Origin of the sequence: Paraburkholderia sp. SIMBA_053, from assembly GCF_046534895.1 — a bacterium.
GTDB lineage: Bacteria > Pseudomonadota > Gammaproteobacteria > Burkholderiales > Burkholderiaceae > Paraburkholderia > Paraburkholderia caledonica.
Map to the genome: position 1 here is coordinate 953,321 of NZ_JAWRXU010000002.1, position 14,500 is coordinate 967,820.

The window sequence follows — 14,500 nt, forward strand, 5'->3', positions numbered from 1 at the left end:
ATGGATCAGCGGTTGTCGACGCGCTTGAGAAACGGGCGGATGTCGACGCTCTTCCAGATGCCGGCCTCGTTGAACGGATCGTTCGTATTAAAGCGGACAACCTGGCCGATGTCGTCGGCTTCATAGAGGAAGAAGCTGCCGATCATCGTCTCCTCGTCCGCCGCAAGCAGCGGGCCGGACATCACCATTTTGACCGGCGCCGTCGCGAGATAGGCTTTGTGGGCGTCGTAGTGGGACAGGCGGCGTTCGACCATGCCGTCATGGTCAAGGCAATAAACGGTGTAATGCATATGCGACTCCTGATAGTTGTGATGCGAGCGGCGCTCAATTGTGCAAGCCGGAGCTCAATTCAACCGCGCGCACGATCGAGAAGAAATCGAGTTCCGCGCCGTCCGCGTCCACATACTCGGCGAACTGCTTGCGCACCAGGGCGGCGGCCGCCATTGGCACGCCTGCGGCTTCGCCGGCATCCACCACCAGCGACATGTCCTTGAGCATCTGCCGCGCTGAAAACGCCGGCTTGAAATCGCGCTGCTTGAGCGGATCGAGCTTGTACTTGATGAGCGGCGAAGCCGCGACGCTATCGCCGATCACGGTCAGCATCTCGGTCCAGTCGAGGCCACCCTTCTTGCCGAGCGTGAGTGCTTCCGCGAGCAGCACCGCCGTCGACCCCACCAGATGATTGATGGCAAGCTTCAGATAGCGCGCCTGCTGGTCTTCACCAACGTAATACTGGCGTGCCGAGATCGCTTCGAATACACCGCGCGCCGCGTCGAACGCATCCTTGGGGCCCGACGCGAACACGGTGAGCTGGGCCTTCTCCGCGAGGACGGTGCTGCCCGAGACCGGCGCCGCGATATAGCCGATACCCCGCTCTTTCGCAGCGTCGCGAACGGCTGCAGATGCTGCCGGCGACACTGTGCTCATGTCGACATACACGGCGCCCGCCGGCAGGTTCGCGAACACACCTTGCGACCCGAGCGCGACCTTCAACAGAACCGCGTCATCGGGGATGATGGAAAAGACGAGTTGCGCCGATGCCGCGAGCGCCGCGATATCGGGCGCCGGCCTCACGCCGTGCGTAGCGAGTTCGCCGAGGCGTCCCGGATCGACGTCGTACACGACCACGTCGTAACCCGCTTTGAGCAGGTTGAGGACAATGGGTGTGCCCATCTTGCCGAGGCCAATCCAGCCTATCGAAGGCTTTTTCACCTTGTTTTGATCAGTCATTCGTGCGTGCTCGCTTGTCAGGTCGTCTGCGGGTTGATCAGGATCTTCATCTTGTCGCCACCTTTGTCGCTCAGGGCGTCGAAGCCCTTGGCCACGACGTCGTCCGCGTCGATCAGGTCGTGAATGAGTTTCTCCACCGGGAATTTTCCGTTCGCGATCATGCCGATGATGCGCGGCCAGATGGTGACCGGATAACACCACGTGCCCTCTATGTGAATGTCCTTGAGCGACCACTTCATCGGATCGACGGTGGCGGTCCCCACGTGCAAGCCGGCCTGAACGACTGCACCTGCTGATCGCACGGCGTCGACGCATGCGTTCAGTGCATGCTGGTTGCCCGAACATTCGATCGCCACGTCTACTCCCACGCCTTCGGTCAGATCGCGAATCCTCTCCGGCAACTCGCCCTCCGTGGGATCGAAGATCTGCGTGGTCACGCCGAACTCGGACATCTTTGCGGCACGGGCGGGGTTCGGTTCGCTCACGAAGATCTGGCTGGCGCCGGCCGCATGGCACGCGAGCGCCGCCAGCACGCCGATCGGCCCCGCGCCCGTGATCAGGACAGACGAGCCGACCGTCACGCCGCCGCGATCCACTGCATAGAGGGCGACCGCCGCGGGCTCGATCAGGGCGCCCTGCTTGTCGCTGACGTTATCCGGCAGCCTGTTCGCGTGATAGTCATTGAGAACGGTATATTCCGCCATGCCCCCACCGTCCCAGCTCAAGCCGACGCACCCCATCTTCGTGCAAAGGTGACGCATGCCCCGCACGCAGTAATAGCACTGCCCGCAAGATGCCAGCGGCATGACCGATATGCGGTCGCCCGGCCGCACGTTCTTCACGTCCCGCCCCACTTCGAGCACTTCGGCGCTGAACTCGTGGCCGAGCACTTGCGGCGCCTTGGCCCCCGTCAGCGGATGCGGCTCGGTCGGGACGACGATCGGACCCGCCTGGTATTCATGCAGGTCGGTACCGCAGATGCCGCACCACATCGGTTTAACGATCATCTGATCTGCGCCGATGCCGCTCGGGTCCGGCACGTTCTCCACGCGAATGTCGTGTGCACAATGAAACCTGACTGCTCTCATGCCTGCTCCTCCTCTGCTGGACGCTCGCCCGCGCTAGCGTCGTTCCTGAAATCCGGTCTGCTAGCGGCGCCGCCGGGTCACATAGCAGGCCGATGCGCCGATGATGATCACGCCCTTGACGATGGTCTGCGCCTGAACCGGCATGCCGATCAGCAACACGATGTTGAATACGATGATGAGAATCGCGGCGCCCATCAGTCCGCCCGGCAAGGTACCGCGCCCGCCTGACAGCGCGACGCCGCCCATGACCGCCGCAACGATCGAATCGAGTTCAAAGCCTTTGCCGACCCAGTTGTCGACGATGCCGACAAAGCCCGACAGGATGAGCCCCGCCAGTCCAGCCAACAGCGAACTGAGTACATAGCAGACGATGCGCACGAGATCCGGTCGTACGCCCACCAGACGCGCCGATTCCGAATTGCCGCCCACCATGAAGACGCGCCGCCCGAACGTGGACCGATGCAGCAACACGCCGAACAACGTGGCGCACGCGGCCAGGATCAGTATGTTGACCGGCAGTCCCGCGGCAAAGCCGGTACCCATCTCGTGAAAAACGGGCGGGACGTTGCCTGAGGGCGCGCCTTGTGTGTAGGCGAAGCGAAGACCTTCGAGTACGACGGCCGTAGCGAACGTCGCGAGAAACGGCGAGACCTGCCGTTTCGTGACAAGTAGTCCGTTCAAGAGGCCGGAGCACATGCACATGCCGACGGTCGCGCCGAAGATCGCGGGCGCCGATGCGTTCGTGCCGTCGAAGCCCGTAGCTATGACTGCAGCCGTCGCCATCACGGAAGCGACGGAGAGATCGAGCCCGCCTACGAGGATCACGAACACCTGCCCAATGACGACGATGCCAAGCGGCGCGAACTGCATCAGCATGTTCACGACATTGTCGCGCCGCAGGAAGGTAGGCGAAAACACACCGGAGGCAATGACCAGGACCGCGAAGAAGACATAGATGCCGTAGCGGCGCGCTGTATCTATCGAGAGATAGCGTGCAAGCGACGGACGTTTGGAGAGAACAGAACTCATGCTGTCACCCGTTTGCGCTGCGCATTGACCGACACCGCGATGATGACGGCTAACCCCTGGACAATCAGTTGGTACTGCGACGCGATCCCGGCGAAGTTGATCAGGTTGTTGAGAAGGCTCAGCAGGTAGACGGCGATCAGCGTGCCGATCACGCCACCCCGGCCGCCGGTCAGCACGGTGCCGCCCACCACCACGGGCGTGATCGACGCCAGCGTGTAGTTCACGCCGAGATAGGGCTGTCCGGAACCGAATTGCGCAGCCAGATAGATACCAGTCACGCCCGCGCAGATTGCGGAGAAGACGTAGACGAACAGGATTACGCGCGCCTTGGGAACGCCAGTGAGGCTGGCCGCATGTTCGTCGTCGCCGACCATGTAGATGTAGTGTCCGAGGCGGGTGTGGCGCATGAAAAACGACAGCGCAAAGTAAAGCAGTACTACGATCGTCGCCGTCACCGGTATGTTCAGGAAGCGGCCGTAGGCAATCGAATCGAAGCCGTCCGGAACATTGCCTGCCGGCCCGAGCGAGTAGTACAGAATCGCGCCCTGCAAAACGGCGCCCATGCCGAGCGTCACGATCAGCGGATGGACCTTGAGCCGCAGCACGAGGGCGCCATTAATCAGGCCGACTACTGCTGAAAGCAGCAGCACGACAACGATGGCGCTCGTCCATCCGCCATGAGGGTTGTCCGCGAGGCCGGACGTGAGAGTCGCGCTCGCGCTGATGAGCGAACCTACCGAGAGGTCGATGCCGCCGGTCAGGATAGCCAGCGTCTGCCCGAGGGCCACAAGGGCGAGTCCCGTGGCTTGCTGATGAACATTCAGCAGGTTGCCGACGGTCGCGAAGCGGTCGCTGGCATAGGCGCCTGCGATCAGGAGCAAAACCAGCAGACAGAACCCTGCCAACGGAGCGGCGTTATGCGCCACGTGGCGCCGCATGCCGGTTGCCCTGCCGCCGGTTCGATCAATAAGCGTGCTCATGCGCGTCTCCTGTGGTTTGTGACGTTTCGGTCGTGGCAAGGCGCATGATGTCGTGCTCGGTCATCTGTTCGCCGCTCACTTCGCCGTTGATACGGCCTTCCCGCATGACCAGCACGCGATCCGACATGCCGATCACCTCCTGCAACTCCGAACTGATCATCAGGATTCCAAGACCTCTCGAGGTCAATTCGCGCATGACGCGGTAGATCTCGGCTTTCGCACCGACATCGACGCCACGGGTCGGCTCGTCGAGAATGAGCACGCGCTTGCACACGCGCACCCAGCGGCTTATCAGCACCTTCTGCTGGTTCCCTCCGGAGAGCGTGGCGACGCCGCCGGCGGGATGGGCGCCTGCAATCCTGTATTCGTTGATCGCTGCCTGTGCCGCTGCGCGCTCCAGCGCCGGGCGCATCAGGCCAAAGCGCGACACCTGCGCAAGGGTGGTGGCCGTGACGTTCTGCGCGACATCGAGCAGCATGAGCAGCCCCTGGGACTTGCGATCCTCGGTGACAAAACCCAGCCCGAGCCGGATGGCGGTTCGCGGCGTCATGCGGGTGCGCCGGGTACCGCCTATGTCGACGGTGCCGCGATGCGCTCTCAGCGCACCGAAGATTCCTGCGGCGAGTTCCGTGCGGCCCGATCCCACCATGCCCGCGATGCCCACGATCTCGCCGGCACGCACGGTAAGCGACGCGTCGACTACGCGATTGCCCACGCACAGACCGTTCACCTCCAGCACGTTCGGAACGCCGGGCGCGAGGATCGGCTTGTCCGGATAGATGTCCTTCATCTCGCGGCCCACCATCAGACGTACCAGTTGATCGCGCGTGGTGTTCGCGACACTTTGCGTCGCGACCTTGCGGCCGTCCTTCATCACGGTCACCCGATCGCACAGCTCGAATATCTCGTCGAGCCGATGCGAGATATAGACGATCGCGACGCCCTTTGCCCGCAGCGCCCGCACGCGCGCAAACAGCAATTGCACTTCCTTGCCCGCGATGACCGCAGTGGGCTCGTCGAGGATCAACACGCGCGTCTCGCCAGCCATGGCCTTGGCGATCTCGACCATCTGCTGATCGGCGACGGAGAGGTTGCCGACGCGCTCGCGGGAATCGAGCCGCACGCCCAGTTCGCCCAGCAACGCCTGTGCATCCCGATTCATCCGGCCATGATCGAGTAGCCCGATCCGCGTGCGCGGCTCGGCGCCCGCGAAAATGTTCTCCGCGACCGTAGATTGCGGAAACAGCACCAGCTCCTGATGGATGACATGGATGCCATGGCGTTTCGCGTCTGCGGCCGATTTCCATTGCAACGGCTGGCCGGCGAAACGTAGCTCGCCCGAATCCGGCGCATAGACGCCGGCCATGATCTTGGTGAGCGTCGATTTACCCGCGCCGTTCTCGCCCACCAGCGCATGAATCTCACCGGCGCGCACACCGAGCGACACCTGATCGAGGCTTTTCACGCCGGGGAATTCCTTCGTGATCCGAATCACCTCTAGCAGATCCCCGGCGCTGATGTCAGCGTGCCCGTTCATTTCTCACCCGGCAGCTTGACCTTGAAGGTCGCCGGGTTGTAACCCGGGCCCATTCCGCCGTCGATGATTACATCGGGCGGCCCCTTGCTGTCGACGATCTGATCGATGTACTGGTCCGGGTGCGGCACCGACGCCGTCTCGTCCCCGCGCGTCAGCGCAATCTGCGGACTGATCTCGTAGATCTTAGGCACGGTCTGACCGCCGAGGACCTTGAGCGCAACCTCGATGGAAGTGCGGCCCATGGTCGGCGGATAGCCGATCTCCAGCATTGGAATCTTGTACTTCAACGCAAGCTGCAGCGGACCGTTGAGGTCCGCCGTGGTATGAGGCGGGATTTCGCCGGCCTTGAAGCCCGCGGCGATGAACGCGTCGATGGACCCGGCGACGGGCAAGCCATGAGCGCACCAGACCGCGTTGATGGTATGCCCGTACTTGGCGATCATCGCCTGCATCTGCTGCTTGGCCTTGACAGGGCTCCAGTCCGAGTAGACCGTATCGAGCACCTTGATGTCGGGATACTGCGAGAACACCTGCCTGGCCGCGGCCTCGCGGTCGGCACTGACGCTCGAACCCGCCTGTCCTGCAAGCATGACGACGTTGCCCTTGCCGTGCAGCTTCTCGACGATCCATTGGGCCCACACGCGCCCCATCATGGCATCCGAGCCCGTCACGAAGGAGACAAAGTTATCCGAAGAGATCCGGCGGTCGACCATCACGACGGGAATGCCCTGCTTCATCGCGCGCGAGACGACAGGATCGAGCGCCCTCTGGGTGTTCGCGCTGACGATCAGCAAGTCGACGCCGCGCGATATCAGGTCCTGGATGTCGGCGGCCTGCTTCGCGTCGTCCATGTTGCCGTTAGTGACGATGAGCTGCTTGATGACATCGGCGTGCTCCGCCGCCGCCTTCATCAGCGAGTGCTGCATGACTACGCGCCAACTGTCGCCAAGCCCCGCGTTGGCGAAGCCGATCACGTAGGGCGGCTTCTTTTTGAATTTAGCGGTATCGGAGAAAGGGATCTGAACGGCGGGGTTGAAAAGGAAGGTTCGCGCGGCTCCTGCGTAGTCGGCGCGCGCGCTCATGGACGGAATCATCAACGCGGCAGCGAGAGCAAGCCCGGTTGCGCGGATCAGGCGAAACGAAAGATGCATTTATGTCTCCGTGAATGTTTTTGTCGTCCTGCCGGTCGTTCATGCACGGGCCTTTCATCTTCATTCGGATCACGACATATAATCGTTTCACCGAACACCGGATGGTGAACGCCAGCGACGGGCTCAGAGTGACACGGTTCGTTTCGCTAAACTAGCAACTGCTATTACTAGTAATGGCAGTAACAGGAATAGGAAAACTCAAGGAGACGAATCGGTGGAAAAGCAGCAGCGGTTAAATGAACTGGCCGATTTCTTGCGCACTCGCCGAGCTCGTCTGCGTCCGGAAGACATCGATTTCCCATCCGGACCACGCCGGAAGACCCCTGGGCTTCGTCGTGAAGAGGTTGCGGAGAAGGCGGGCATCAGCGTCACGTGGTACGCTTGGCTCGAACAGGGCCGCGAAGTCAACGTGTCGTTTCGAACCGTGGAGAGCATAGCTAATGCATTGAAACTCTCTCCGCACGAACGGACACACCTCTTTGAACTTGCGAACCATTACACGCCGCCCGGGCCTTATCCAATCGCGCAAAACGTGACTGACACCGTGCGCCGGATGCTGAAGCAATTAGGCAACATGCCGGCTTATGTGGTCGACGGCAACTGGAACTATGTCACGTGGAACGAGGCCGCAACTAAAGTGTTCACCGACTTCAGAAACCTGCCGGCAGGCCGTTGCAATCTCCTGTGGTTCACGTTTCATGCGGAAGGTGCCCGAAAGCTGTTCCGAGAGTGGGACGCCTATGCGAAATGCGTTCTCGCACAGTTCCGCGGAGACTACATTCTCCGTCCCTCCGGCGAAGTATTCCTTCGAGATCTCGTTGAGGAACTGAACGACACCGACTCGGAGTTTTGCAAATGGTGGGCGGAGCACGACGTGCTCAAGCGCAGCGACTGGCGAAAGGTGATCGAGCATCCCGTTGCGGGCGTACTCGAGCTGGATGCACTGTCGCTCGAGGTGCCCGATGCTCCGGGTACTCGCATCATGGTGTACACCCCCGCACCCTCCACGGATACCGCGGAACGCATTGAGGCGCTGATGAAGAGCACACGCTCAGCTACGAAATCCTTCGAGGCAGCAACGGTCCTGGAAACCTTCCGCAAGCCGGTCGCGCCGCCGCGGAAAAAAACGTCCTATTGAACGATTGGACGCGGCCAGACATCTCGAAGCCCGTCCTGCACTCATTCAAGGCACGGCTCGAATACCGCACCCCCAGCCCTAGAAGTTGTGCTTTTGCGCAAATATACGTTCGGCGTGATCGCGGTTTCCACGATAAGCGCCGACAGGCCGTCATGCCAAGGACGGACCCGAAACTCTTCGCTCGAGTTGGCACTACCCTTCAAATCTCCACCTGCGCTCCCAGTTCGATGACCCGATTGGGCGGAATCTTGAAGTAATCAGCCGCGTCGCGAGCGTTGCGAGACATCGCGGAATACAAGGCCTCCCGCCATAGCGCCATGCCGGCTTTCGGCGTGGCGAGGACTGTCTGGCGAGCGATAAAGAAGGAGGTTTGCATCGGGTCAATCGAGAGCCCAGCATGCCGACCTTCTTGCAAAGCGCGCGGTATGTCGCGCTCATCCGAGAACCCATAGTAGACGTTCACTTGATAGCAGTTGTGTCCATGCGGGACCACCTTGATGCGTTCCCTATCCGGTACTCTGGGGATGTCGGTGGCGTACACAGTCAGGAATATCGTTCGTTCATGCAGCACCTGGTTATGCAGTAGGTTATGCAACAGCGCATGGGGTACGCCGTCACCTTCTGCACGGAAGAAGACGGCTGTACCAGGTACGCGCAGTGGTGGATTGATGAAGAGCGACTGGAGGAAGTCGTCGAGAGGGATGAGTTGGCGTTGGAGGCTTTGGAATACCAGTTCGCGCCCCCTTCGCCACGTCAGCATGAGCATGACCATCAGCGCACTGATTGTTAGCGTAAACCAGCCGCCGCTAATGATTTTCAAACTCGTGGAAGAGAACAAAGCGACGTCAATCGTCAAGAAGAATCCGGTTGCTGCGACCGACAGCAACAGCGGAAACTTCCAGCCGAAACGAACAACGAAGAATGTCAGCAGCGTCGTCGTCAACATCGTAGCGGTCGCAGCAATGCCATAGGCCGAAGCCAGATTGGAAGACGAGCCGAATCCCACAACGGCCAATATGACAGCCGTGAGCTGAAGCCAATTGACGAGTGGGATGTAGATTTGCCCCTTGTGACTTTCAGAGGTCTGGCGGATGCGCATCCGGGGCAGGAAGCCCAGTGCAATAGCTTGCTGGGTCACTGAAAATGCACCAGAGATTGTCGCCTGCGATGCGATAACGGTCGCCATCGTCGAGAGCACTACGAGCGGATAGACGCTCCAGGGGCCAAGCTGCAGAAAGAAAGGATTCGAAACCGCTGCCGGATTCGATAACAACAAGGCGCCTTGCCCGAGGTAATTGAGTGCCAGCGCGGGAGCGACGATAGAGAACCAGGCCAGGCGAACTGTCTTCTTGCCAAAGTGGCCCATATCGGCATACAGCGCTTCCGCACCAGTGAGCGCCAGGACAACCGCACCGAGGGCGACGAAGGCCAACCACCCGTTGTGGATGAGAAAGCCGAGGGCGTGGAGCGGATTAAAGGCAATCAGAATGAACGGGTTCTTGGCGATATTAGCAACGCCCATCGCAGCAAGCGTAATGAACCAGACCAGCACAATCGGGCCGAACCATTTTCCGATACCGGCTGTGCCCCTGCGCTGCAACAAGTACAGTGCAACCAGAACGGCCAATGTCACAGGGATAACATACGGCTTAAGAGCAGGTGCGGCCACTTCCAACCCTTCAATGGCCGACAGGACTGAAATGGCTGGCGTAATTACACCGTCGCCGAAAAACAGCCCTGCGCCGACCATGCCAAGCAGCATCACCGGGTAGTACCAACGGGATTTCTGAGTGACCGACGATAGCGCTAACGCGGTCATCGCCATAATGCCGCCCTCCCCTCGGTTGTCCGCCCGCAAAACAAGAGTTACGTACTTGAGCGAAATTACGATTATTAGGCCCCACAAAATCAGCGAGACCACCCCCAGCACATTGACGGGGACAGGCGAAAGACCGTGATGTTTCGCGAATACCTCCTTCATTGTGTAGAGCGGACTGGTTCCAATATCGCCGTACACAATTCCGATGGCAGCCAGCGTCAGCGCAGCCATGCTATTTTTATTGGAGTCTGTAGTCACGACGCCGCCTCATTGTTGAGCCTCAAAGCATGTAACTGCGGAGCGAACTGCTGCTCCAGCCCACTACAACTTCTGCAACCGTCGCATCGCATCCGCCCTCCGCTTACGTTCCAGCAGTTTCCCGCTACGGCGCTGCCCACCTTTTGATAGTGATTATAGGCGGGTGCCATTCTTGCCCGCTCCGGCTATTTGGCGGCAGCGCGTTTTTCCAGCACACGCTGTCCGTTGGAGATGCATGCACATCGCGCAACGGTTTTGCGTCGCAATGACAAGTGGCGACGGGCGACACTTCTATCACTGCGGAGCAGTCCCGACCCGCTCAACCGAAGTTGCTCGGGCAGAGACGAATTTCGCGCGGACCGAATCTCCGATTTTCAGACCGTCAATAGAACAATCTGGGGCAACGTCGAATTCCTCAGTTAGGGTCGGGCCGCGCAATGTGACCAACCGTTTCTTCCGGTCGATTTTCAGTACTGTCGCCAGCAACTCCACGCTCTGGGTTGAACTGGCTTCGCCATCCTGTGTTGGCTGCACAACCTCGGTTTCGATTCGCTCGCGGATGCCACTGGATGCGGACTTGGTGAGGTGCATCAGAATTGCGTTTCTATATGCGATTTTCACCGTGTCCCCCACGTCAAATTCTTTTAATTCTGTGACGTCCGGGCTGACTTCTATCACTGCCATTTCGCCGCGCGTGTCGCGCAAGGTCACACTGTTGTGTGACAGGTCTATACCCGTGATGCGTGCCTGAATATGTCGTAGCACTCCCGCACCGGCTGGTTGGTTTGACCTCTGGATGCTCGCGTCCTGGGAAAAGGCCGGCTGGAATAGCATCGGGCCGGCCAGGATAACCGCAGCGACCACGCCGAGGCGGGGAACCCGCGTGCTGTATTGACTCATGTCTCCCTCCTTCCCGGGTTTTCCATGCCGGAGCTTGCACTGCTTGGCTGAGTCGGTTCGCCCTCTCGGCGCGTGGCATTCGCGATGCCGGCCCCGAAAGGCTCGGAAACGAGCCAGCGGTGTCTTCACGCGGCCATACGATACCCGTAGTACGGCCGGTCCCTGTCATCAAGTATCGCGTACATTGCCTCGAGGTCCTTTGGGTCGGGGTTGAGCCATGCATCTATGTTTTCCGGCTTGATAGGGCCAGGAACGGTCGTTCGACACTGGCTCGAAGATATCGTAGACAATTCGTGAAGTCGTCCCCTTGCTAGCAACTGCCCATCACGATGAAGTTTAGACCTCGGCAAGAGCACACATTGAGCACATGCTTCGTGGAGTCTCGAAGTCGTCTGAACGGGCGCCCGGGTTTATCCCACGACGCACGCAATAGGTGAACGTAAGGTAGCCGGAGGCACTCCATGCAGGAAGAGAAAATAATTGAAGCCCTGAATGCGCACTGGCAAGCGTCAGCGGCCGGCGATCTCGACGCAGAACACGATATTTACGATGACGATGCCATCTGTGACTATCCCCAGTCAGGTGAACGAATCCTCGGACGAATGAATTTGCAGGCACTGCGGAGTCATCATCCAGGCAAGCCAGCAGGTTTCGATGTCAGGCGAATTCAAGGAGAAGGTAATCTATGGATCACGGAATACTCCATCACCTATGACGGGCGGCCGGCTTACACGGTAAGCATTATGGAGTTCCGCAAGGGGAAGGTCATTCACGAGACCCAGTACTTTTCCGATCCCTTTGAAGCGCCGGGTTGGCGGAGTCAATGGGTTCAGCAGATCCCGTGACAATGCATTACGGCGAGATAAGCACAATCGCTTAATGGTCGCCTCGCTGGAATTTGGCTTCCTTGAATTCGCAGTTCAGCGAATCATTGCGGAGACGTCGGAGAGCAAGGCGGCGATAAGGCTCTGCAAAACGGTTGGAAAGCGTGTTGAATCAGAACGCGTCAATGATCGACGCTTCAAGGGCCACGAGTGCACCACGACAGTATTGGCCATCTCGCGGAACGAGTGGGGGCCAATCGGGCTCTGCTCAAACCGTACAGGGCGTACTTTGTCGCCAATCTGAGTGGCCGCTGTGGGGGGATTGTGAGTGTCGCCTCCGGGTCGCGTTGCCTTTTGCTCGGCCGTGATGTCGGGTGTCGTCCCGGATGCGCGTACGCGTTACGCGCCCCCGTACAATGAGGCGTATGCAACCGTCGACAGATCGCATTTTGCGCGGTCCCATATCGCCATGAGTCACGACATTGAACACGCTCTCGCCGCCGCCCAAAAGAGCCTCATGGCCGGTCAACTCGACGATGCCGCAAGTCTGCTGCACGGTATTCTCGCAAGCGTCCCCGACCACAGTGAAGCGCTTTCGGGCCTCGGTTACATCGCCGCCGAACAAGGCGATCATGCACGCGCTGCAGAGTTTCTGATACAGGCATCGGCGCACATGTCCGTGTCGTTTGAACAACTGAATTTCGCCGCGCGGGTGTGTCAGTTGGCGCAACGTCACGACGATGCAATAGCGCTGTTCGAGCGCTGCCTGGCCCGGTTTCCAGACCATGCCGCTTCATTGCATGGCGTCGCAATGGAGCTGATACAGCTTGGCGAATTGCAGCGTGCACTCGAAATCCTGGTGCATCTGTGCAAAATCCAGCCGCAGTCAGCCGAAGCGCATTACAACCGGGGCTCGCTGCTCGGTAAGTTGGAGCGCTATGAGGACGAACTGGATGCTTACCGGCAGGCGATCGCGCTCAAGCCGCGTTTCGTGCGCGCATACGTCAATCTCGGTGTCGCATTGCGAGATCTGCGACGCTTCGATGAGGCGTTGCTTCAATTCAAGAAGGCCCTTTCGATCGATCCGAACGACGTCGGTGCCCGCACCAATCGGGCTCAGACGAATTTGCTGCTCGGCGAATTCGAACACGGCTGGCGCGAATACGAATGGCGTTGGCGCGATGGCACCGGTAGCCACGGCTTTCCGCAGAGCACTCTGTGGACCGGCGGCCAACCGATACGTGACAGGACAATACTCGTTCATCACGAGCAGGGGTTTGGCGACACGCTGCAATTTGTGCGCTTCGTGGATCGGCTCAGTGCGGCTGGAGCTCGCGTCGTGTTGCGCGTTCAGGATGCACTGCTGCCGCTTCTGAAGAATTATCGGGGCGCGGCCGAAGTCATCGGCGAGACGGGAGAAGTGCCCCATTTCGATTATCACATTCCGACCCTGAGTCTGCCGTTTGCGCTCAAGGTTCGCGCACCCGATCTCGCGGTGACCGGTCCATATGTTCACGCAGACGACGCGCTTGTCCGTCAATGGGACGATCTGTTTACCGCCTCTGCTCGACGGCGGAAGGTTGGGATCGTATGGTCGGGAAGCCGGACACATGTGAATGACCACAACCGGTCTATATCGCTCGAACAACTGACGCCGTTATTCGATGCCGACGCGGACTTCTTCGCGTTGCAACATGATGTACGTGACAGTGATCGGACGTGCCTCGCGCAGCTTGAGCAGCGCGCGCTGCTGCGCGATGTTTCCGCGCAGCTTACTACGTTCGCTGAGACGGCTGCGCTGATCGCTCGCCTCGACCTCGTGATCAGCGTCGACACGGCCGTAGCGCATCTGGCGGGGGCGCTCGGAAAGCCCGTATGGATTGCTGTGCCGTTCATGCCGGACTGGAGATGGCAACTCGACAGAAGTGATAGTCCATGGTACGCACAGGCGCACTTGTTTCGACAAACGACACGAGGCGACTGGACTGGCGTAGTGGCTGCGCTTCGCGCAGAACTCGACGCTTGGCGGGGCCCGTGAACGGCGCCCTGCGAACAGCGAGCGCCCATTCATGTGCTCGCGGCGAGCCCCATCTGTATTCGATCTCTTTAAAATCGTTTGCGTCTGATTGAAGAGCGTCCGTCAGAAAAAGGGTTGGGTTTTCACCTACCTTTATAAAACCGTACAACGTCTCTCTGTGAGGAATGCGTTCCTTCACAGTGCGTCCATGCCTCATGATTGGGCGCCGTTGCCCCTGTATCGCCCTCTCGGACAGGCTTGCAACAACCCGAGGCACGCCAGTCCCGGCAACGAATCTCTGGCATGGATATCGCTTAAAGCGTTGCAGAGTATAAGCGGCTAGCGTCGGTGTATCTTGACCGGCGTGGGGCATTGCTCTTGGGGCGCATCGCGCGCCTACGTCGACCAGCCTCGACGTTCGAACGGAATCGTCCGGATTCCGTCGACAGGAAGCGTTGCGTGAATCGCCCCGAATCTTCCTCGATCGTCATCCGGCACGCCGAGCGCATTGCGCCCGACACGTTCTTAC

General features: G+C 59.9%; 12 protein-coding genes. 3 read left to right on the top strand and 9 right to left on the bottom strand.

Features of this window, described 5'->3' with window-relative positions:
- Nucleotides 1–5: 5 nt before the first annotated feature.
- From SB753_RS10780 to SB753_RS10810, 7 genes are read right to left on the bottom strand one after another with little or no spacing between them, the layout of a single operon-like run.
- Complete coding sequence (locus SB753_RS10780; RefSeq protein WP_087754623.1) at nucleotides 6–290, bottom strand: YciI family protein; 285 nt, start codon at nucleotides 288–290, stop codon at nucleotides 6–8.
- A 34-nt stretch (nucleotides 291–324) separates the two neighbouring features.
- The gene (locus SB753_RS10785; protein WP_020066071.1) at nucleotides 325–1,230 is read right to left on the bottom strand and encodes an NAD(P)-dependent oxidoreductase; all 906 of its coding nucleotides are present in this window, start codon (nucleotides 1,228–1,230) and stop codon (nucleotides 325–327) included.
- A gap of 17 nt (nucleotides 1,231–1,247) precedes the next feature.
- On the bottom strand, nucleotides 1,248–2,318 hold the full coding sequence (locus SB753_RS10790) for a 2,3-butanediol dehydrogenase (protein WP_204520860.1): 1,071 nt from the start codon (nucleotides 2,316–2,318) through the stop codon (nucleotides 1,248–1,250).
- Between the two features lie 60 nt (nucleotides 2,319–2,378).
- Nucleotides 2,379–3,347 carry an ABC transporter permease gene (locus tag SB753_RS10795; RefSeq protein ID WP_204520861.1) on the bottom strand — a complete coding sequence of 323 codons (969 nt, stop codon included), beginning with the start codon at nucleotides 3,345–3,347 and terminating at the stop codon, nucleotides 2,379–2,381.
- On the bottom strand, nucleotides 3,344–4,327 hold the full coding sequence (locus tag SB753_RS10800; protein ID WP_204520862.1) for an ABC transporter permease: 984 nt from the start codon (nucleotides 4,325–4,327) through the stop codon (nucleotides 3,344–3,346). The genes SB753_RS10795 and SB753_RS10800 overlap by 4 nt, the downstream gene beginning before the upstream one ends.
- Nucleotides 4,311–5,864: a sugar ABC transporter ATP-binding protein gene (locus SB753_RS10805; RefSeq protein ID WP_410800162.1), complete on the bottom strand. Its 1,554-nt coding sequence runs from the start codon at nucleotides 5,862–5,864 to the stop codon at nucleotides 4,311–4,313. Before SB753_RS10805 ends, SB753_RS10800 begins: the two co-directional genes overlap by 17 nt.
- Nucleotides 5,861–7,015: an ABC transporter substrate-binding protein gene (locus SB753_RS10810; protein ID WP_110406041.1), complete on the bottom strand. Its 1,155-nt coding sequence runs from the start codon at nucleotides 7,013–7,015 to the stop codon at nucleotides 5,861–5,863. The genes SB753_RS10805 and SB753_RS10810 overlap by 4 nt, the downstream gene beginning before the upstream one ends.
- 214 nt (nucleotides 7,016–7,229) lie before the next feature.
- On the opposite strand from SB753_RS10810, the gene SB753_RS10815 reads away from it, so the two are divergent.
- On the top strand, nucleotides 7,230–8,153 hold the full coding sequence (locus tag SB753_RS10815) for a helix-turn-helix transcriptional regulator (protein WP_410800163.1): 924 nt from the start codon (nucleotides 7,230–7,232) through the stop codon (nucleotides 8,151–8,153).
- A gap of 199 nt (nucleotides 8,154–8,352) precedes the next feature.
- Here the strand turns inward: SB753_RS10815 and SB753_RS10820 are convergent, their stop codons facing one another.
- Together SB753_RS10820 and SB753_RS10825 are read right to left on the bottom strand one after the other, a co-directional pair.
- The gene (locus SB753_RS10820; protein ID WP_027804319.1) at nucleotides 8,353–10,230 is read right to left on the bottom strand and encodes a potassium transporter Kup; all 1,878 of its coding nucleotides are present in this window, start codon (nucleotides 10,228–10,230) and stop codon (nucleotides 8,353–8,355) included.
- A gap of 294 nt (nucleotides 10,231–10,524) precedes the next feature.
- Complete coding sequence (locus SB753_RS10825; RefSeq protein ID WP_410800164.1) at nucleotides 10,525–11,130, bottom strand: hypothetical protein; 606 nt, start codon at nucleotides 11,128–11,130, stop codon at nucleotides 10,525–10,527.
- 461 nt (nucleotides 11,131–11,591) lie between these two features.
- Between SB753_RS10825 and SB753_RS10830 the strand changes: the two genes are divergently transcribed.
- Nucleotides 11,592–11,975 carry a nuclear transport factor 2 family protein gene (locus SB753_RS10830; RefSeq protein ID WP_020066080.1) on the top strand — a complete coding sequence of 128 codons (384 nt, stop codon included), beginning with the start codon at nucleotides 11,592–11,594 and terminating at the stop codon, nucleotides 11,973–11,975.
- 448 nt (nucleotides 11,976–12,423) lie between these two features.
- Nucleotides 12,424–13,992, top strand: a complete 1,569-nt coding sequence (locus SB753_RS10835) for a tetratricopeptide repeat protein (protein ID WP_410800165.1) — start codon at nucleotides 12,424–12,426, stop codon at nucleotides 13,990–13,992.
- Nucleotides 13,993–14,500 lie beyond the last annotated feature (508 nt).

Coding starts and splice junctions, on each gene's coding strand:
- SB753_RS10825 (WP_410800164.1), bottom strand. CDS start 11,130: ATGAGTCAATACAGCACGCGGGTTCCCCGCCTCGGCGTGGTCGCTGCG.
- SB753_RS10805 (WP_410800162.1), bottom strand. CDS start 5,864: ATGAACGGGCACGCTGACATCAGCGCCGGGGATCTGCTAGAGGTGATT.
- SB753_RS10835 (WP_410800165.1), top strand. CDS start 12,424: ATGAGTCACGACATTGAACACGCTCTCGCCGCCGCCCAAAAGAGCCTC.
- SB753_RS10790 (WP_204520860.1), bottom strand. CDS start 2,318: ATGAGAGCAGTCAGGTTTCATTGTGCACACGACATTCGCGTGGAGAAC.
- SB753_RS10785 (WP_020066071.1), bottom strand. CDS start 1,230: ATGACTGATCAAAACAAGGTGAAAAAGCCTTCGATAGGCTGGATTGGC.
- SB753_RS10810 (WP_110406041.1), bottom strand. CDS start 7,015: ATGCATCTTTCGTTTCGCCTGATCCGCGCAACCGGGCTTGCTCTCGCT.
- SB753_RS10795 (WP_204520861.1), bottom strand. CDS start 3,347: ATGAGTTCTGTTCTCTCCAAACGTCCGTCGCTTGCACGCTATCTCTCG.
- SB753_RS10780 (WP_087754623.1), bottom strand. CDS start 290: ATGCATTACACCGTTTATTGCCTTGACCATGACGGCATGGTCGAACGC.
- SB753_RS10830 (WP_020066080.1), top strand. CDS start 11,592: ATGCAGGAAGAGAAAATAATTGAAGCCCTGAATGCGCACTGGCAAGCG.
- SB753_RS10800 (WP_204520862.1), bottom strand. CDS start 4,327: ATGAGCACGCTTATTGATCGAACCGGCGGCAGGGCAACCGGCATGCGG.